The organism is Oceanobacillus bengalensis (genome assembly GCF_003628445.1).
Classification (GTDB): domain Bacteria; phylum Bacillota; class Bacilli; order Bacillales; family Amphibacillaceae; genus Oceanobacillus; species Oceanobacillus bengalensis.
Window position 1 is genome coordinate 128,305 of sequence record NZ_RBZO01000001.1, and the last position, 19,272, is coordinate 147,576.

Consider the following 19,272-nt stretch of genomic DNA (forward strand, 5'->3'; position numbering starts at 1 on the left):
AAATAAAAAAACATGCGGAACAACAAGCAAACCCTATGAATCTTGAAGAAATAGAGTTGGAAGAACAAGAAGCAATATCTCCCTGGAAAGATACTTTCAAACGATTAAGGAAAAACCGATTTGCTATTATTGGTTTTACAATTATTCTATTTTTTATTTTACTCGGTCTCTTAGCACCAGTTCTTTCTTCGTATACGTATGAAGAACAGAATCTAGCTAACAGGCTCCACCCACCATCTGAAGAATATTGGTTAGGGGCAGATCACATAGGTAGGGATATTTTCACAAGAATTGCCTACGGGGCAAGGGTTTCCCTACAGGTTGGTTTTTTTGCTGTTACGGGTGCGTTGGTTTTTGGTACTTTATTAGGTATCCTTGCAGGGTATTTTGGGCGCTGGATCGATATGCTTATTTCACGAATCTTTGATATATTACTAGCTTTTCCAAGTATATTACTTGCAATTGCTATCGTTGCGATTTTAGGTCCGTCTTTAGAAAATGCCTTAATAGCGATAGCCATTGTAAATATCCCTATCTTTGGTCGACTTGTTCGTTCTAAAGTAATAAGTTTGCGTGAGGAAGAATATATCATGGCTGCTAAAGCTCAAGGAATGAAGAGCGGCAGGATTCTTTTTCATCATATTTTACCAAATAGTATCGCTCCAATAATTGTACAAGCAACATTAAGTTTTGGTACAGCCATACTTGAAGCAGCGGCACTTGGTTTTTTGGGGCTCGGGGTACAACCTCCAACACCAGAATGGGGCCAAATGCTTGCTGATTCTCGTGATTTTATTCAACTAGCCCCTTGGACGTTATTTGCACCAGGTATATCCATCATGTTAGTTGTTCTTGGATTTAATTTGATTGGAGATGGACTTAGAGACGCATTAGATCCGAAAATGAAGCATTAATGATTAGTGTATGTCAAAGTCTTGCTTTCGATAAGCAAGGCTTTATTGTTTTGGAAGAAGGCATCCTTGTGAAGTTATTCACTAATTTTATGAAATGTGGTATAATAATAATGTGAAAATCAAACCTCGACAAATTACAACAAAACTCGACAAGTGACAGGCACCCGAATAGGAGATGAGCGTAATGTTGGTAAGGGATTTTATGATTAAAGATGTGTATATGTTAAAAGAGGATGATACGATAAAAACATTATTGGAAACTTTATCAAAAAATAAAATTGGTGGTCTTCCGATTGTAAACGATTACAGTCAAATAATTGGGATGGTTAGTGATGGAGATGTGTTAAGGCATATCAGTCCAAAAACATATAGTTCCTACTTAATGTTTTATAAAGAAGATTTAGAAGAGGTTATTCCGCATCGAGGTACCGATGAGATAAAGTCTATTATGAAAAAAAATGTGGTAACTTTAAACCAAGATGACGACTTAGAAACCGCATTAAAAATATTATCAAAACATCACTTTAAAAAGTTACCAGTAATAAATGGTGCGAAGCAAGTGGTTGGGATTGTTAGTCGTGGAGACGTCATTCGGAAAATAACGGATAAAGTATTAAATGTAATGTAATGGATTGACCCCCAAAAGATAACGAAACGAAGCCATCTTTTGGGGTGCTACTATTTAATAAAATTCTTAATGATTTGATTAAATGGATCACTATGCTCCCAGAACATCATATGTCCACCTAATACTTCGATTTCAGACTCTGGGGAAAGTTTCTTTGTGTATGCTACTGCAGTTTCCGACCAATGCTCAGCAACAATCGTTAATGTTGGAATAGAATTCCCCACTGATGTTGCATGAGCACGATAATCGGAAAACATACCTGATGCAAATAGATTTGCCGCAATGTAATATGGTGTTTTTAATGATTGTTCCACAAGCCATGTTAATTCTTCCTCTTCTAGTTCCCGCTGAACCATTACTTGTTGAATATAATCCGTAATGAATTGCCTCTGACCCTGCGGATTGCGTAAATACGTACTGTAAATTGCAGCAATATCATCAAGTGAACCTTCTACCCAATCCTCATTATTTATAGACAATGATTTTGCTGGCATATCGACCATGACGATCGATCTAATGTTGTTTACTCCGTTTTGTTTGATATACTCCCAGACAGTAAAGCAGCCAAAAGACCAACCTACAAGTGTTGCATTCTTTACATCTAACTGTTGTAACACGTTAGCCAAATCTGTTCCGTGTGTAACATAATCATTTCCCTGTACAGTAACCGTTGATCTCCCATGGCTTCGTGGGTCAATAACAATCACACGATTTGTTTTTGAAAAATAATCCACTTGTTTCGAAAAAACCTCCGTAGTGAAAGTGAAACCAGGAATAAATACAATTGCATCACCTTGTCCAACGTCTTGAACAAAAATTTCTACACCAGAATCAACTTCGATATACTTTCCACCTACTGTAGACATGTGCTCAACTCCTTTTATCATGAATAGATTTGTTATATTATATTCTAGTAGATACGCCGTAAGAACGGTCTGTGATTCTTATTTATTTGATGTATTACTACTGAACGTAACGGAACGGGTGACAGTACCACTCTGAAAATAATTATAACAGAAAATATTGAAAAATTTTTTATATTTTATATGATAGATATAACGACCTAGGGGAAGGTCGTTTGAATTATATTACATCAGTGTTCACAGGTAAGTTATTATGGTAAGGCATTAAGCCGTGGCGTTGGGGATCGCCTAGCTTCGCATACGCGGAGTTCCCCATTACAACTATGACTAAATGCATTTAGTCATTTTTTTTATATCTAAAATAGGGCACAAAGCACTAAAAATACATTAATTAGGGTGATTCTAGTGAGATATAGCATAGGACTAGATATTGGGATTTCATCAGTCGGTTGGGCTGTTATTAATCTAGACAAAGAACGAATCGAGGACTTGAATTCTCGAGTTTTTGACGTTGCGGAAAATCCAAAGAACGGCTCATTACTTGCTACACCAAGACGTGAAGCGAGGTCAGCAAGAAGGAGAATAAGGAGACGACGATATAGAGTTGGTAGAGTACGCGATTTTATTATAAAGAAGGGTCTACTATCCGAAATACAGGCGAATCAGCTATATAATTGGGAAGAAGAGGATTTTGATATCTGGCTAATTCGTGTTAATGGTGTGGAGAGGAAATTAACCGATAGAGAGTTTGCTAGAATCCTAATTCACTATGCAAAAAATCGAGGATTTAAATCAAATCGTAAAAGCGAAACAAAAGCAGGCGAGGCTGGCGTCCTTCTACAGGCTGTTAAAGAAAATGCTACCCTCATGGAAGAAAATAATTATCGTACAGTTGCTGAAATGCTAGTGTTAGATGAGAAATTCAACGGTAGAAAGCGTAATAAGGGTGGAGATTACTCCCATGTTCTCGCAAGAACTGATATAGAACTTGGCTTCTGTCAAATTTCTGTTCTAATCTGTCGAAACGCTCGTCAACTTGTTCAAAACGTTTATCGACAAGCTTGAATCCTTCCTTCGTCTCCGTTCTTATCTGTTCCCCGTGTACTTTTAACGCATTTAAGATTTCATTTAGCATTGCTTCTTGTTCCACTCTTCTCAGCCCTCCTTTCAAATGTATAAACCTTAATCTCATACATAATGTGTTTAACAAAAATATACCCCCATTTGGTCATATGTCATTCAAATTAATACAGAAATATGAAGGTAAAATCTTTATAATTGTATGCAGACTAAAATAGTAGCAACTCTACGTTCCTTGATTACATATGGTAAAATATTTCTAGAAGAATTTTTTCAACGAAGAGGAAGTGGGGTATAATATGAGCGGAAAAATAGAAGAAAAACATATGATGAAACTTATGGAAGGTTTAGAAGAAATGAAAAGGGATGAAGAAATAAGACAGAATAAGAAATTCTGGAGTGATATAGCTGTTCCTTTTACATTACATGAAGGGTTAAGTAAATATACAAAAATAAACTTGGATGATATAAGGAAGTTTTTAGAATTAAAGAATGCAAGTAGTTTAAAGAAAGCAGAACTAATTGCATTGTTAGAAGAAAAGCTCCCTGCATTCTTAGAAACATTTTGTCTAGGGTTGGATACTGAGCGTTTCAACTTGTTAACAAAGATTGCTCATAATGGTGGTTATTTAGACGCTCCAAACTTAGATACAGACCAACTTAACTATTTCCGAGCTAGTGGGGTGGTTTATACTGGTACCTTGAACGGAAGAAAGGTATTAGCTGTTCCGGAAGAGTTTAGCCGAGCAATAGCTACGCTAGAAGTAGATTTTAAGATAAGAACAGCAGTAAAACGAAATACGGAATGGATTAAACTTACACAGGGTATATTGTATTATTATGGGACACTACGTATGAAGGACTTTATAGAGGTAATGGGTAAATATATAAAAGAAACAATTGATATTGCTGCGTATTCAGCAGTAATGGAAGATGCAAAATCTTATTATAATGGATTCTATATTGATACAAATGGTATCTCAGATATTAGAGTGAATGATCCTAAAAAGGTGTTAGAAGAGCAACAGACAAGAAAAAATGTGCCATTTTATCCTTTTACGAAAAAACAACTCTTAAAAGCTGGTGACTCAGATTTTGTTGAAAAGAACCAGGGTTATGTACAGTTGGTTAACTTTATTACTAAGAATTATGAAATTGATCGGGAAGAGACTGAGAACATCGTAGAAGAGTGCGTGTATGCAACAAGAAATGGCGACGGGCCTCAAGATGTTTTACAATATTTAGGAAAACGATTTGACTTTAAAAGTTTAGAAGAAATTGAAGAGTTAACTGGAAAGCTTATCCATTTGATGAATAATACGAGAGAATGGTTCCTTAAAGGCCATACATCTGAAGAGTTATTTCGTGAAGAACAAAAAGCCTTACGTCCATTGCCTGAATCTAGACCTGAGCCAAGGGGAGTAAGAAAAGTAGAGAAAATAGGCAGAAATGACTCCTGCCCATGCGGAAGTAATAAAAAGTATAAAAAATGTTGTGGAAAATAGAAAGCATGGAAGCGGAAGAACCGTCCCCATGCTTCAAGGAGTGTAAAATGATGGAAAAGATTAACTGGATGGATGAAGTTTTAAAAAGGAAAGATGATTTTATCAAAGATTTACAAGGGTTGTTAAAGATTAAAAGTGTGCTAGATGAAGAAAATACTAATGCTGATGCGCCGCTTGGACAAGGTGTCAAGGATGCTTTACAATATATTCTAGACCTTGGAGAGAAAGATGGTTTCACAGCGAAAAATGTTGGCAATCTAGCAGGTCACCTAGAAGTGGGTAAAGGAAAAGAACTTGTTGGAATTTTAGGTCACGTTGATGTCGTGCCTGAGGGTGATGGTTGGAGCGTAGACCCTTATGGTGCAGTAATAAAAGACGGTAAAATCTATGCACGCGGTGCTAGTGATGATAAGGGACCAACGATTGCTGCATATTATGGCATGAAGATTGTAAAAGAATTAGGACTACCACTCGGGAAAAGAGTGCGTTTGATTATCGGTACTGATGAGGAAAGTGATTGGAGATGTGTGGAACACTATTTTGAAAAAGAAGAAATGCCGACTCTAGGCTTTGTACCAGACGCAGATTTTCCGATTATCCATGCAGAAAAAGGTATTTCCGATTATGATATTGTACAACCTGTACAGTCTGAGCAATCTAGTGAAAGTATTCAATTGGTATCTTTTGATTCTGGGCGTAGATATAATATGGTGCCTGATTATGCAGAAGCACATATAGAAGTTGAGGGGAAAACAGAGATTGTACAAGCATTTCAGGATTTTCTAGGGGATTTCGGGCTAGAAGGAAATACTTCTGAAAAGGAAGAAAAACTTGTTTTATCATTGGTTGGTATGAGTGCCCATGGTGCGGAACCACGAAATGGTAAAAATGCTGGTATTTTGATGGCGAAGTTTTTACATACGTATGATTTAGATGGTGCAGGGAAGAAATTTGTTCATACGGTATCCGATTTTTATAATAAGAACCGTGGGGAAGTATTTGACATTGCCTATCGTGATGAGGATTCTGGCGAGTTAACCATAAATGTAGGAATTATGAGCTATCAGAAGGAAACTGGAGGGCGTATCGGGTTAAACATGCGTTATCCAGTAACATTTGATATTGATAAAGGCAGAACAGCGATTGAAGCGAAATTAGCAGAAGCAGGTCTTCAAATGGAAAACTTTAGCGATTCTAAGCCTGCTTATGTGAAGAAAGATGATCCACTCATTCAAACATTACAAACAGTGTATGAAGAACAAATTGGTGAAAGAGCCGAACTACTGGCAATCGGTGGTGGAACCTATGCGCGAGCACTGGAGCATGGTGTTGCGTTTGGTGCAATGTTCCCAGGGCGTGAAGATGTCATGCACCAGAAAGATGAATATGCATATGTGGAAGACCTACTTAAAGCAACAGCATTGTACGCACAAGCTACTTATGAATTGGCAAAGGAGTAAGCTTTCTGCATATCAAATCTAAAAAATAGCCCCCTAAAATGAATAATAACTCATAGGGGGTTATTTAAATCGAAACAGTGTACTATCGTCGACAAAAAACGACAAAATCCGAGGAGTGACAGGCACCGATTTTGTGAGGGGAGTTGTTATAAAATTTGTTAGGTACGTCAGAACAAACAAAACGATTTTATTCAATTTTATTAATAGTGGGCATTATTGTTGTTGCTTTTAACTTACGTCCTGCAATCACATCTGTTGGTCCGCTCATTGGTATGATTCGGGATGATATTGGTTTATCAAATTGGAGTGCAGGACTGTTAACGAGTTTGCCGCTTATTGCCTTTGCAATGATGTCTCCGGTTGCACCAAGGCTTGGAAATCGCTATACAAATGAACGTGCAATAGTAATTGGTTTGGCTTTTCTCTTAATAGGGGTAAGTGTCCGATCGATTTCATTGGTATTTTTACTTTTTTCGGGCACATTGTTTGTTGGATTCGGAATTGCTATATTAAATGTGCTTTTACCTGGGATTATTAAGGATAAGTTTCCAGCGAAAGTAGGGCTAATGACGAGTATCTACTCAACTTCTATGGGGATATTTGCTGCAACGGCTTCTGGGGTAAGTATACCTTTAGCTAGTGGACTCGATCTTGGTTGGAAATTGGCTTTATTAGTCTGGGTAATTCCTACAATTGCTGGAATAATCATTTGGTTTATCCTGTCTAGGAAAGCCCAGGCTGACAAACAAGTAGAAGAGAGAAGATATGTGCATTCTAATACGAAGCAAATGTGGCGTTCACCAATAGCTTGGCAAGTAGCGATTTTTATGGGGCTTCAGTCCTTTTTATTCTATGTCACGATTTCATGGTTACCAATGATACTGCATGATAAAGGTTTCAGTATGTCTACTGCAGGATGGCTGCTCTCTTTTGCACAATTTATTGGTCTTCCAGCAAGCTTTCTTGTACCAGTTATTGCCGGACGATTCAAATCACAGCGGTGGGTTGCTTCTGCCATAACATTTTGCTCGGTTGTAGGATTTTCCCTGCTTTTGATTAGTGAAGCTTATCCGTTGGTGATTATTAGTACCATGTTTATCGGATTTGGATTGTCAGGAACATTTGCATTGGCTCTCGCATTTTTGGGCATGCGGGCGCGGAATGCTCGTGATGCTGCTGAGTTATCGGGTATGGCACAGGCATTAGGTTATGTCCTTGCGGCAGTCGGGCCAATTTTTATAGGGTATCTATATGATATTACGCATTTGTGGAATATTCCATTAGCCACCATTATCACCGTTGCTATTCTAGTATTCTTGTTCGGATTAGCAGCTGGGAGAGATAAATATGTACTAGATTAGTAATATTATTTCGACAAAATTAAACAAATTCTGACAAGTGACAGGCACCAAAATGATGACAAGTGACAGGCACCAAAATGGCCCGAATTGGGCGCTGAAGTGAGGTGAAAATACATGGCTCCAAAAGTGAAATTTAATTTAAGGCTTAAGATGATAATGCTTATTAGCTTACTGATCGTTGGAATATGTATTACTTTTGCACTATTCCTACATCATTTCATATCAGCCACGATAGAAGACCAAATTGGGAAAAGAGCTTTAAGTTTAGCTGAAAGTGTAGCGAATATCCCCGAAATAAAGGATTCCTTTTATTTGGAGGATCCTTCATCAGTCATTCAAGACATTGTCATCCCCATCAGGGAAGATACTGGGGCTGAATTCATCGTGGTGGGGAACCGTGATGGAATAAGGTATTCACATCCAGATACTAACAAAATTGGCAAAGAAATGGTTGGTGGAGATAATGAACAAGCATTGTTACATGGGCAGTCATACATATCGAAAGAAGTGGGAACGCTCGGGTTATCCATTCGAGGAAAAGTGCCAATATATGATGAAGAAAATATAATTGGTGTTGTATCTGTCGGTTTTCTAAATGATAATGTACAAGATATTATTATAAATCAAAGTAAATCCATATGGTATACGCTTGGCATTATCGTTCTCATAGGGATTATAGGTGCTATTATTATTTCTAATTACATAAAGAAATTGTTGTACGATATGGAGCCAGAAGAAATTTCGCATCTGTATTTGCAGAAAGAAGCTATTTTAGAGTCGACACTTGAAGGAATAATCGCAATTGATAATAATGGATTGATTACAACAATAAATGTAGCTGCAAAAGAATTTCTACCTAATCAACATGTGGATATGGATAAGCATTATATTGGAACGAAAATCCAAGAGATTTTACCAGCAATTACTAATAATAGAGAAAACTTTACTGATAGGGAAATGGTTTTTGGTGAACAGATTGTATTGGTTAACCAATTACCGATGTACCAAGGAGAGGTAATATCAGGTGCCGTAATCACTTTTCGAAAAAAAAGTGAGCTTCAGAAAGTAACTGAAGAATTATCACGAATTAAGCAATATGCAAATGCACAAAGAGCGCAAACACATGAGCATTCCAATAAACTTCATATTATACTTGGCTTAATATTGAACAACCAACTAAGAGAGGCTATTGATTTTATAAAAAAGGAAAATAATATTCAAAGTGATCGATTAAAGTTTTTATCAGAAAATATTTCTGACCCATTGATTCATGCTTTACTACTTGGAAAGTTCAATCAAGCGCTCGAACTTGGCGTTACTTTTTCTATTAATCCATACAGTCAGCTAAAGTTTTCGTTTTCTGAAGCACAGCAGGATGCAATTCTAACGGCATTAGGGAATGTCATCGAAAATGCATTAGATGCAGTGAAAAATAATATTGATGAGGAACGTAAAATCTCCATTTTCTTTACGGACATAGGGGAAGAAGTTTTATTTGAAATAGAAGATTCTGGTACGGGTGTTAAACAAAAAGATATTCCGCATATATTTGAACAAGGATTCTCAACAAAACCTGGACTACATCATGGTACAGGGTTGGCATTATCCAAGCAAGTGATACGAGAAGTTGGTGGGGAAATCATCATAGAAGAAGGAGAGTTGGGAGGGGCTTGTTTCCTCATAAGCATTCCAAAAGAGGGGGATACAAATGAGTAATAATTTCTCTGTACTCATCGTGGAGGATGATTTTAGGGTGGCCGATATTAATCGGCAATATGTTGAAAAAGTGAATGGATTTGAAGTGCAGCATACGGTTAGCAGTGGGAAAGAAGCATTGATTTTCCTTGACAATACAGAATGTTTGCCAGATTTGATTTTATTGGATATCTACATACCTGATGTAGAGGGTTTAGATCTTTTTTGGGAAATTCGTCATAGGTACCATGATGTTGATATGATTGTCGTAACAGCGGCAAAAGAAGTGGAAACGATTAAGGAAACGCTACGTGGGGGTATCTTTGACTTTATTGTAAAACCATTTGATGATTCACGTTTTGAGCAAACGTTAAAGAGATATAAAGACTTCAGAACACAGCTAGAAGTGGATAAAGAGTGGAATCAGAAAGAAATTGATCTTATTATAGGTTTCGGGGAAACTTCGCATTCCGCAGCCACTACAAATCTACCAAAAGGGATTGATTCTATTACTCTGAATGAGATTATTCAACTATTTAAAGATAAGGGAATTGAAGGAATAACTGCACTTGAGCTAAGTAAAGAAATTGGAACAAGTCGTTCTACAGCAAGAAGGTATCTAGAATATTTAGTGTCAACGAATAAGATAGAAACAAAACTTATTTATGGAAGTGTTGGAAGACCAGAACGTAGATATATTTCTCTGTGAAACTTATGAACAATATTAATAATATACAGGTTATTACATTTATGGACTAATTATTTATCCCTTCCTGAATTTATGGTATTTTTTTATTAATCTAAAGAATCAAATGAATTTACACTCTATTGCAAGCGCATTCAATAAAAGGGATGGCATAGAGTTGTAATATTTACCGTGGGAAGGGGAGAAAATATGAGTCTAAGTTTAATTGGTTTCATAATTATAATAGTTATCGTAGCTCTACTTATCAGCGGCAAAGTAACTCCGATTGTTGCAATGGTGTTACCACCGATTATTGGGGCGCTACTCGCAGGATTTACTTTTTCTGAAATTGGTACATTTTTTGAAGATGGAATAGGGACGGTTATATCTGTTGCTGTCATGTTTATTTTCGCAATCCTATTCTTTGGAATAATGCAAGATGTCGGTTTATTTGATCCAATAATTAATAAAATGGTAGCCTTTTCAAGAGGGAATGTAATCATTGTTAGTGTGGTAACTGTTCTTATTGCGGTAGTAGCACAATTAGATGGATCTGGAGCTTCTACATTTTTGATAACCATTCCAGCACTTCTTCCATTATATAACCGTTTAAAAATGAATCCATATCTCCTACTTTTATTAATAGCTGGTTCCGCAAGTATTATGAATATGCTTCCATGGGCAGGTCCATTAGGGAGGACCGCTTCTGTTCTTGGGATGGATGTTACAGAATTATGGAGACCACTTATACCGATTCAAATTATTGGCGTTATTCTAATGTTAGTTTTAGCTGTATTACTTGGAATGAGAGAGCAACGTCGAATTGTTAAGAAATATGGTTCTTTGGAAATCGCAGCAACGGCCGAACTATTGGATGATGAAACTGTCATGAATGATAAGGAAGTTTCCAAAGAAAAAGATACTTTGACCAGACCAAAATTATTATGGGTAAATGCTATTTTAGCTGTAGCTGTTATTGGTGTTCTTATGTCGGGGATTGTTCCAGCTGGATTAGCGTTTATGATTGGGGTTAGTATCGCTTTACTTATCAATTTTCCTAATGTTAAGGAACAAATGGAAAGAATACGTGCACATGCACCAAATGCACTAACAATGGCATCCATTATTCTTGCGGCAGGATTATTCTTAGGAATCCTAAATGGGACAGGAATGTTAACTGCTATAGCAAATGATGTTGTAAGTATCCTTCCTGGAGCGATTGCACCTTATTTGCATATTATCATTGGGATTTTAGGTGTACCATTTGATTTACTATTAAGTACGGATGCGTATTACTTTGCTTTATTTCCAGTCGTAGAACAAATTGCATCAGGTTTTGGAGTAGCCTCTTTATCTACTGCATATTCGATGATTATTGGTAATATTGTAGGTACATTTGTCAGTCCTTTAGCCCCAGCAGTTTGGCTTGCACTTGGTTTATCAGGACTTGAAATGGGACGTCATCTACGCTATTCTCTATTCTGGATGTGGGGACTTAGCCTTGTCTTGTTAGTAATTGCTATATTTATTGGTATTATTCAAATCTAATCTATATTGAGTGGTGGAATCTTCATCCACCACCCTTCCAATCAACTAAAATAGAGTATAATGAGCTTAATTGTTTAAATTACATGAAGACTGACCATATTAAGAAACTGACTGGAGTGATTAGATTGAACGGAACAATTAAAGCGTATTTTGAGGAACTTTATGCAGCCGACAAAAATGTACAATACGAAGCATATAATCAAATTATGATAGCAATTGATAATAAGGTCGATTGGGCATATGAAGTATGGGACGAATTGAAGGAGAGTTTAAAACATAAGGATAACCACGAAAGGTCTAGGGCTGCACAATTTCTATGTGGTTTGGCGAAGAGTGATCCAGAGAACAGAATGCTTCAAGACTTTTCTTCCGTATGGGAAGTGACGAAAGATAAGAAGTTCGTAACAGCAAGACATAGCTTACAATCCATTTGGAAAATTGGGCTAGCCGGATCTGAACAAAAAGCGTTAGTGTTAGATCATTTTTCAAATCGTTTTATTAACGGTACTGATGAAAAGAACTACACACTCATTCGCTTTGATATGATACAAGGTTTAAGAAATTTATATGATGTGTTAAATGATGAAGGCATAAAGAAGTTAGCATTGGACTTAATTGAAAAGGAAGAAGATGTAAAATATAAAAAGAAATATACTGCTGTATGGAAAAATACATAAGCATCTAGGTACTCATTTACTGGTTAACTGGTAGATGAGTTTTTTTTGAAGGCTTTTTCTTAAAGATTACTTATTTTTTAGCTATTGAAATTTATAGTTGATATAAAATGCGAAGTAAGTGCACGTTGATTTCCGCTACGGTCAGCCAGTACGCTTTCCATGGGCACGGCCTCAGCCTCCTCGCGGAAAGATCGCCGCTGCGGGGTCTTCGGACACGTGCTGTTCCCGTAGGAGTCGACTGGCTGCCCTCCGCTACAATCAACAATCATAATAGACAGTAAAATTCAAAAATGTACAGCGATAGAGCAGGATCTCAGTGGAGGAAAGGCACGAAGACTTCTGCGGGAGGAGAGGCCTAGATGAGACATCGTAGTGCGTCAGCACGAAGGGGGCTCATCAGCCGCCCGCGAAAAGCGAAGTGTCTTTCCGGAACGATGTGATTAAGTAATCCTTTAACTTACTTCGGAGTCTATACAAAATGCTAATTATAAAAAATGCAACAAAATATGCGAAAAGAGCTTTTATGAAAGATTGAAAATTACCCTTAATTTGTAAAACACCACACATTCTTCTTCAGTTTTTACGTTTTCCCTAGAGAGAAATAGCAAAATGCGTGCAATTTGGTCCTGTAAAATCAGGTTTCACGTTCTGCAGCGATTTCTGTCCCATGGTAGAATAAGAAAAAAGCGAAAGGAGATAGAATCATGCAAGGACAACTTAGCAACGTTGTGTTGTTTCCAGATATTGTACAGGAAGAATTATTTGAAATATTAGATGAGATATTTGATTTCGCTATGCACTATTATAGTAGAACGATTGTTAATAAGATGGAAAGATTGATAGAAGGGATGAACATTTCAAAAGAAGAGGGTGAGCGAATCTTCCAACAACTATTTTTTTGGCAGACATTTTGTTCCCCAATTGGGCTTGAGCAAATTACAATTTATCAGCGATACCTTTTAAGAAACAAAGCAAATTTGCGAAAGAGAAATGTAACCGTACAAGAAGTGTTGGTTAAATGGCTTCATTTAAATCCTGGATTCTATATGGTAGAGAACACGGACCACTCAAATGGGAAAGTATTTATTTTAAACGACCTCTTTGAAGGCAATTCTAAATTGACATATATAAATAGTAAAAACACACGAGCTCCGAAACGCGGAGAAATGATTACAGGTATGTTATTCCCGATGGCAGGTGACTACTATATCGCTTTAAAAGGAATCCTACATATCCCAATCCCTCTGGTGAAAAAAGTTTCTAGCAAAATTATTCCTCATTATGAGATTAACGCCACTTCTGTAAAATACAAATCCAATCCACAACTTTATCCATCTTTATTACAGATTACATTAGACATATTGGGAGAAGTATGAAGAGCGATTATATAAATTAATGGTAATTAATGAAGAAAAGGTATGAATAAGCGAGCATGGATGTAGTGTATGCGTTTTCCCTCCTCTTTTCAAAAGGTGATTCTTGTGTTATGATGCTATGGTCTTTGTCGGCACAAGCTTATGAATGGCTTGAAAAATTATTATAGAAAGAGGGAAATCGTTGAGAACAGAACAATTAAGACAAGAGTGGTTTGGCAATGTGAAGGGTGACATTTTAGCAGGAATTGTTGTTGCTTTAGCATTAATTCCAGAGGCGATTGCGTTTTCAATTATCGCTGGAGTTGACCCAATGGTTGGATTGTATGCATCATTTTGTATTGCGGTTGTCATAGCATTTGTTGGTGGAAGACCTGGGATGATTTCGGCAGCAACGGGTGCAATGGCAATGTTGATGATTAATTTAGTAGCAGAACATGGTTTAGAATATTTACTTGCTGCTACGATTTTAACAGGGATTATTCAGATAATATTTGGTGTATTTAAGTTAGCAAACTTAATTAAATTCGTACCACGTTCGGTGATGGTTGGATTTGTTAATGCATTAGCTATCGTTATTTTTACTTCACAACTTGTGCATTTCGTTGGAGAAACATGGGTTATGTATGCTTTAGTCGGGTTAACGCTAGCAATTATTTACCTATTTCCACGTATAACAAAGGCAGTACCTTCAACGTTGGTTGCAATTATTGTCGTAACACTTATTGCTATATTTGGAGACCTAGGCATTCGTACGGTTGGTGACATGGGGTCTTTAACACAAGAATTACCCGTATTTTTAATTCCATCTATACCGTTTTCGCTTGAAACGCTTATGATTATTTTTCCTTATTCGTTATCACTAGCAATTGTTGGTTTACTAGAATCTTTGCTAACGTCAAATATTGTTGATGATATGACAGATACAGAGAGTAATAAAAATAGAGAGGCACGTGGGCAAGGAATCGCCAATATTGTTTCAGGATTTTTTGGTGGAATGGCTGGATGTGCGATGATTGGTCAATCCGTGATTAACGTGAAATCTGGTGGGAGGGGCCGCCTATCAACACTTGTTGCTGGTGTATTCCTCATGGTTTTAATTGTTGCACTAGGCGGCTTAGTGGTACAAATCCCAATGGCTGCATTAGTAGGTGTTATGATCATGGTTTCCATTAGTACATTTGAGTGGAAGTCATTAACAACACTACACAAAATACCATTGACAGATGCAATTGTGATGGTAGTAACTGTTGGAATTGTGTTAGTAACGAATGACTTATCAAAGGGTGTATTGGCCGGTGTACTTCTAAGCGCAATTTTCTTTGCTGCGAAGATATCAAAGGTAAAAGTAACAGAAGAATTGGAGATGCGTGGTCAAAAACGCATTTATCGTGTCGAAGGTCAGTTATTCTTTGCATCTGTAAATGACTTTGTGGAAAAATTTAATTTTACCGATTCAGTTAAACAAGTTGAAATAGATTTAACAGAAGCTCATTTGTGGGATGATTCAGCGATTGGTGCTTTAGATAAAATTGAAATGAAATTTGAACAGAATGGTATTCGTATACAGTTTACTGGATTAAATATGGAGAGCAAACAATTAATAAATCGTATCGGTGGCATTACAAAAGCTTCTGGTAATTAATTTACAAGGCTGTAATTTTCTAAGTAATTATTAGAGATTACAGCCTTTCTTACCTACATAAGTGCAATGGAGGCTGTCACTGAAAGGCTTGGTGACAACCAAGTTTACTAATGGTATTCTATTAGAAAACAAGATGCTCTCTGAGGGGGTTCCACGATGTTTAAGAAGATACTACTTGCAACAGATGGTTCTGAACATTCCTTACGTGCAGCTAAATATGCGGTTGAAATAGGGGAGAAGTTTAATAGTGCAATTGAAGTCGTATATGTGGTTAGTATTGAAACATCTAAGTCAGATGTTCTTGGTGCCGCATCTGATTTTGAGATTGAAAAGAAACGTAGAGATAAATTGAAATCTGTAAAAGAATTGATTAAGGAATCAGGGCTAGATTATAAGACACATATTCTTCATGGTGAGCCAGGACCCGTCATAGTTGACTATGCTAATAAAAATAAATTTGACTGTGTTGTCTTAGGTAGTCGAGGGTTAAATAAATTGCAGACCTTTATACTAGGGAGTGTCAGTCATAAAATTGCCAAGCGAGCAGAATGTCCAGTTTTAATTGTTAAATAAAGGTATAGTTAAGATTTAGCATTGACTTTTTCTATAAGGATAATTATAATTGGTATCGTACTTTTAAATATGAAGGAGGATTATTAAAAAATGACACACAGTATGAGACTTCGTTTCCCAGCTTTGAACCAGTAATTGAATACGTTCAAAGGCTCTGTTTGGATATACAGAGTAAATGGGATTAGTCTGTCCTTTTTTAATAATCTTCATTTCAATTACAATGATAAAATATGAAGAAAGGTGGATTATTCTGTCTTTCTATATTTTTTTCTAATGGCAAGAATTTAAGCTTTATCCGAATCGAAAAGGATGGGGCATATTCCCTTTACTCTCAAATCACAGGCAGATGGTCTGTGGTTTTTTGTGTTTTTAAAATGATTGGGGGATATTCACGTGATGACATTACTTTTTTATTGATAAGCGTTTTATTCAATTAACAAACGCTTATCGATGAAAAATCGATACGCAAAAATTCAGGAGGTATCGATTATAATGAAAAACAAAAATTGGAAACAGAAATTTATAGCAATATATACAGGGCAGTTCTTTTCATTACTAAGTAGTGCTGCTGTACAATTTAGTATTATTTGGTGGTTAACAGATATAACGGGTGGTTCTCCATTGGTGCTGACGCTGGCTGGTTTAGCTGGATTTTTACCACAGGCATTAGTAGGTCCATTTGCAGGGACAATTACGGACCGTTATTCACGAAAATTGATGATGATTTTGGCAGATATGACCGTTGCACTAGGAAGTCTCTTCTTATTTATAACAATGTATTTTTATGAGCCAAGTATTTTATTGGTAATCATTGTCCTAGTTGTTCGTTCATTAGCAACGGCATTTCACATGCCTGCAATGCAGGCTTCCATTCCACTACTTGCACCCGAAGAACATCTTACAAAGGTTGCTGGTTGGGGACAGACAGTCGGTTCGATATCAAATATTGCAGGTCCAGCTGTTGGGATGTCATTACTAGCAGTTAGCTCACTCGAATGGGTGTTATTGTTAGATGTTTTTGGTGCGGTTATCGCAAGCAGTATTTTACTATTTATCAACATTCCAAAAGTACAAAGAACTGAAAAAGCGGATTCTACAAGATTTATCGTTGAAATGAAAGAGGGATATGATGCACTTGTGAAGCATCCTGTTCTGTTGAAGTTAACAATCGTCATGACGGTTGTAGCCATGTTATACATTCCACTTGGCACTTATTTTCCACTGATGACACGCAATCATTTTGGAGAGGGTGTTGTGGAAGCTGGTATCGTGGAGATTATTTTTGCTGTGGGCTTAATCGTGGGAGGCTCACTAGTCGGTGTAATTGGAGATCGATTTGACAAAATTAAAATGCTTGTTACAGGAATGATGCTGATGGGGGTTGCACTATCTATTTCTGGTTTACTCTCACCATCACTGTTTGTCGTTTTTATTGTGTTGGCTGGCTTAGTCGGTTTGTCTGGACCATTGTTTTCAGCACCATTCTATGCCTTTATCCAAACAGAAATCGAACCCCATTTATTGGGTAGAGTTTTTAGTTTTGTGACAAGTCTCTCGTTACTAGCAACCCCAATTGGCTATGCGGTTGCAGGAGTATTGCTTGAATTAACAAGTGTTGCGGCACTATTTTCTATTATAGGTGTTCTCGTTATTCTAAATGGAGCTATGGCATTAAAAGTAAAGTAGGAGGGTGACAATCATGCAATTTTTATTATTTTTTTGATACGAGTTTGAATGACAAGCTCGTATCGATTCTAGCTATCGATACGAAAGATTAAAATTTCGGGGAGGTAGCAAAAATGGAACAAATATGTTTTGAATTAGAAAACGTTGAAATGTCTTATTTGGATAAAGAAATATTAAAAGTAGAACGATTAGCTGTACACCAATTTGACCGTATCGGTATTGTTGGGAAAAATGGTGTTGGGAAAAGTACATTGCTGAAACTGCTTGCCGGTAAAATTCAACCGACAAGAGGATTAGTAAAACGCCATGTAGGATTTGGGCTGTTAGAACAGCTTGAAGACCCAAGCCAAAAAGAAGCCGATAGAGCATTAGTTGGAAAACTAGCAGTTCCACAAGATTCTGATGTGCTAAGTGGCGGGGAGCAGACAAGACTGAAACTTGCACAGTTGTTTACCGACTATTATGAGGCATTACTAATTGACGAGCCAACAACCCACTTGGATCAAGAAGGTATTTCATTTTTACTTGATGAACTCAAGTTTTATTATGGAGCACTCGTCTTAATTAGTCATGACCGTGCTGTACTAGATGAACTTGTCACAACCATTTGGGAGATACGTGACGGAGAGGTTCATGTATATTCAGGTAATTATAGTGACTACACTGCCCAGAAGCAGTTAGAACGTGAGCAACAGATACATGCTCATGAGCAATTTGTAAAAGAAAAGAGTCGCCTAGAAAGAGCTGCGCACGAAAAAATGAAAAAGGCGGAAAAAATTGCTCAAGCAGGGCGCATGTCAAAAAGAGAAGCAAACGCTATGCCGAACAAGTCTTTTATGACGAAATCAAAAGGAACGAGCCAAAAAGCCGCACAGCGCGCTGCAAAAGCGATTGAACATCGAATGGAAAAACTTGAAGAAGTGGAAGCAGTACAAGAAGATAGGAAAATCGTCTTCAGGCAGTCAAAGCACTTGGAATTGCATAATAAATTTCCAATTATGGCGGATCGTTTTACGCTACAAGTGAAGGATAAAGTTTTATTGGATGAGGTAAGCTTTCAGTTGCCACTAGGTAAAAAAATAGCGATTACTGGTAGTAATGGCAGCGGCAAAAGTACATTGCTCCAGCATATTGCAAATAAGGCGCCCAGATTAACGATCTCACCAAAAGCAAAAATAGGTTATTTTCTTCAAATGAGTTATCAATTTACAAGTGCTGAAACGGTTATGCAATTTATGAAAAAAACTTCTAATTATGATGAGGGATTTTTACGAAGTGTGTTACATTCGATGCAGTTTGTTGGTACAGATTTACGAAAAAGTGTGAAGTCATTAAGTGGTGGAGAAGCAATTCGTCTACAACTATGCCAGCTGTTCTTAGGAGAATACAACATACTATTGTTAGACGAACCAACTAACTTTTTAGATATCCATGCCATTGAGGCACTTGAACGGTTTATTGATGCATACGAAGGAACAATTGTGTTTGTATCCCATGACCAAACGTTCATAAAAAAAGTTGCTGACATTCAGTATCGTATTTCTGATAAGAAATTAATACAAAAATGAATGTAGTTAAA

General features: G+C 37.0%; 17 protein-coding genes. 16 read left to right on the forward strand and 1 reads right to left on the reverse strand.

The features are described 5' to 3' along the window. Positions 1-35 precede the first annotated feature (35 nt). Positions 36-914, forward strand: a complete 879-nt coding sequence (gene nikC / locus D8M05_RS00590) for a nickel transporter permease (protein WP_121128004.1) — start codon at positions 36-38, stop codon at positions 912-914. Positions 915-1,098: 184 nt separating this feature from the next. After that, positions 1,099-1,542 (forward strand): CBS domain-containing protein, encoded by a 444-nt coding sequence (locus D8M05_RS00595; protein ID WP_183072659.1) that lies wholly within the window; start codon positions 1,099-1,101, stop codon positions 1,540-1,542. Between the two features lie 50 nt (positions 1,543-1,592). Here D8M05_RS00595 and D8M05_RS00600 read toward each other — a convergent pair whose 3' ends face one another. After that, positions 1,593-2,408, reverse strand: a complete 816-nt coding sequence (locus D8M05_RS00600) for an alpha/beta fold hydrolase (RefSeq protein WP_121127620.1) — start codon at positions 2,406-2,408, stop codon at positions 1,593-1,595. 402 nt (positions 2,409-2,810) lie between these two features. Between D8M05_RS00600 and cas9 the strand changes: the two genes are divergently transcribed. The 14 genes from cas9 to D8M05_RS00670 all read left to right on the forward strand — a co-directional run bounded on the left by cas9 (position 2,811) and on the right by D8M05_RS00670 (position 19,261). Further along, a complete protein-coding gene (cas9, locus tag D8M05_RS00605) occupies positions 2,811-3,470 on the forward strand; it encodes a type II CRISPR RNA-guided endonuclease Cas9 (RefSeq protein WP_121127621.1) in 660 nt (219 codons plus the stop codon). Positions 3,471-3,784: 314 nt separating this feature from the next. Beyond that, positions 3,785-4,990 (forward strand): YecA family protein, encoded by a 1,206-nt coding sequence (locus D8M05_RS00610; protein ID WP_121127622.1) that lies wholly within the window; start codon positions 3,785-3,787, stop codon positions 4,988-4,990. 50 nt (positions 4,991-5,040) lie between these two features. Continuing rightward, positions 5,041-6,450, forward strand: a complete 1,410-nt coding sequence (pepV, locus tag D8M05_RS00615) for a dipeptidase PepV (protein ID WP_121127623.1) — start codon at positions 5,041-5,043, stop codon at positions 6,448-6,450. Positions 6,451-6,605: 155 nt separating this feature from the next. Next, complete coding sequence (locus D8M05_RS00620) at positions 6,606-7,811, forward strand: CynX/NimT family MFS transporter (protein WP_121127624.1); 1,206 nt, start codon at positions 6,606-6,608, stop codon at positions 7,809-7,811. A gap of 114 nt (positions 7,812-7,925) precedes the next feature. Continuing rightward, a complete protein-coding gene (locus tag D8M05_RS00625) occupies positions 7,926-9,527 on the forward strand; it encodes an ATP-binding protein (RefSeq protein ID WP_121127625.1) in 1,602 nt (533 codons plus the stop codon). Further along, on the forward strand, positions 9,520-10,215 hold the full coding sequence (locus D8M05_RS00630) for a response regulator (protein WP_245985094.1): 696 nt from the start codon (positions 9,520-9,522) through the stop codon (positions 10,213-10,215). The genes D8M05_RS00625 and D8M05_RS00630 overlap by 8 nt, the downstream gene beginning before the upstream one ends. Positions 10,216-10,401: 186 nt before the next feature. Then, a complete protein-coding gene (locus tag D8M05_RS00635; protein WP_121127626.1) occupies positions 10,402-11,739 on the forward strand; it encodes a CitMHS family transporter in 1,338 nt (445 codons plus the stop codon). A gap of 125 nt (positions 11,740-11,864) precedes the next feature. Beyond that, entirely contained in the window at positions 11,865-12,416 is a 552-nt protein-coding gene (locus D8M05_RS00640; RefSeq protein WP_121127627.1) for a hypothetical protein, read from the forward strand. A 704-nt stretch (positions 12,417-13,120) separates the two neighbouring features. Further along, entirely contained in the window at positions 13,121-13,792 is a 672-nt protein-coding gene (locus D8M05_RS00645) for a hypothetical protein (RefSeq protein WP_121127628.1), read from the forward strand. 181 nt (positions 13,793-13,973) lie between these two features. Continuing rightward, positions 13,974-15,434, forward strand: a complete 1,461-nt coding sequence (locus tag D8M05_RS00650) for a SulP family inorganic anion transporter (RefSeq protein ID WP_121127629.1) — start codon at positions 13,974-13,976, stop codon at positions 15,432-15,434. A gap of 156 nt (positions 15,435-15,590) precedes the next feature. After that, positions 15,591-16,007, forward strand: coding sequence for a universal stress protein (locus tag D8M05_RS00655; protein ID WP_121127630.1), 417 nt, complete (start codon positions 15,591-15,593; stop codon positions 16,005-16,007). A 90-nt stretch (positions 16,008-16,097) separates the two neighbouring features. After that, the gene (locus D8M05_RS20855) at positions 16,098-16,142 is read left to right on the forward strand and encodes an erythromycin resistance leader peptide (protein WP_121128006.1); all 45 of its coding nucleotides are present in this window, start codon (positions 16,098-16,100) and stop codon (positions 16,140-16,142) included. A gap of 357 nt (positions 16,143-16,499) precedes the next feature. After that, positions 16,500-17,693, forward strand: coding sequence for an MFS transporter (locus D8M05_RS00665; protein ID WP_121127631.1), 1,194 nt, complete (start codon positions 16,500-16,502; stop codon positions 17,691-17,693). 113 nt (positions 17,694-17,806) lie between these two features. After that, entirely contained in the window at positions 17,807-19,261 is a 1,455-nt protein-coding gene (locus tag D8M05_RS00670) for an Msr family ABC-F type ribosomal protection protein (protein ID WP_121127632.1), read from the forward strand. Positions 19,262-19,272 lie beyond the last annotated feature (11 nt).

Bases quoted from the DNA above. Each gene is read 5' to 3' on its own strand.
- D8M05_RS00655 (WP_121127630.1), top strand. From the start codon at position 15,591: ATGTTTAAGAAGATACTACTTGCAACAGATGGTTCTGAACATTCCTTA.
- D8M05_RS00665 (WP_121127631.1), top strand. From the start codon at position 16,500: ATGAAAAACAAAAATTGGAAACAGAAATTTATAGCAATATATACAGGG.
- D8M05_RS00595 (WP_183072659.1), top strand. From the start codon at position 1,099: ATGTTGGTAAGGGATTTTATGATTAAAGATGTGTATATGTTAAAAGAG.
- D8M05_RS00610 (WP_121127622.1), top strand. From the start codon at position 3,785: ATGAGCGGAAAAATAGAAGAAAAACATATGATGAAACTTATGGAAGGT.
- D8M05_RS00645 (WP_121127628.1), top strand. From the start codon at position 13,121: ATGCAAGGACAACTTAGCAACGTTGTGTTGTTTCCAGATATTGTACAG.
- D8M05_RS00630 (WP_245985094.1), top strand. From the start codon at position 9,520: ATGAGTAATAATTTCTCTGTACTCATCGTGGAGGATGATTTTAGGGTG.
- nikC (WP_121128004.1), top strand. From the start codon at position 36: ATGAATCTTGAAGAAATAGAGTTGGAAGAACAAGAAGCAATATCTCCC.
- pepV (WP_121127623.1), top strand. From the start codon at position 5,041: ATGGAAAAGATTAACTGGATGGATGAAGTTTTAAAAAGGAAAGATGAT.
- D8M05_RS00670 (WP_121127632.1), top strand. From the start codon at position 17,807: ATGGAACAAATATGTTTTGAATTAGAAAACGTTGAAATGTCTTATTTG.
- D8M05_RS00600 (WP_121127620.1), bottom strand. From the start codon at position 2,408: ATGTCTACAGTAGGTGGAAAGTATATCGAAGTTGATTCTGGTGTAGAA.
- D8M05_RS00625 (WP_121127625.1), top strand. From the start codon at position 7,926: ATGGCTCCAAAAGTGAAATTTAATTTAAGGCTTAAGATGATAATGCTT.
- D8M05_RS00635 (WP_121127626.1), top strand. From the start codon at position 10,402: ATGAGTCTAAGTTTAATTGGTTTCATAATTATAATAGTTATCGTAGCT.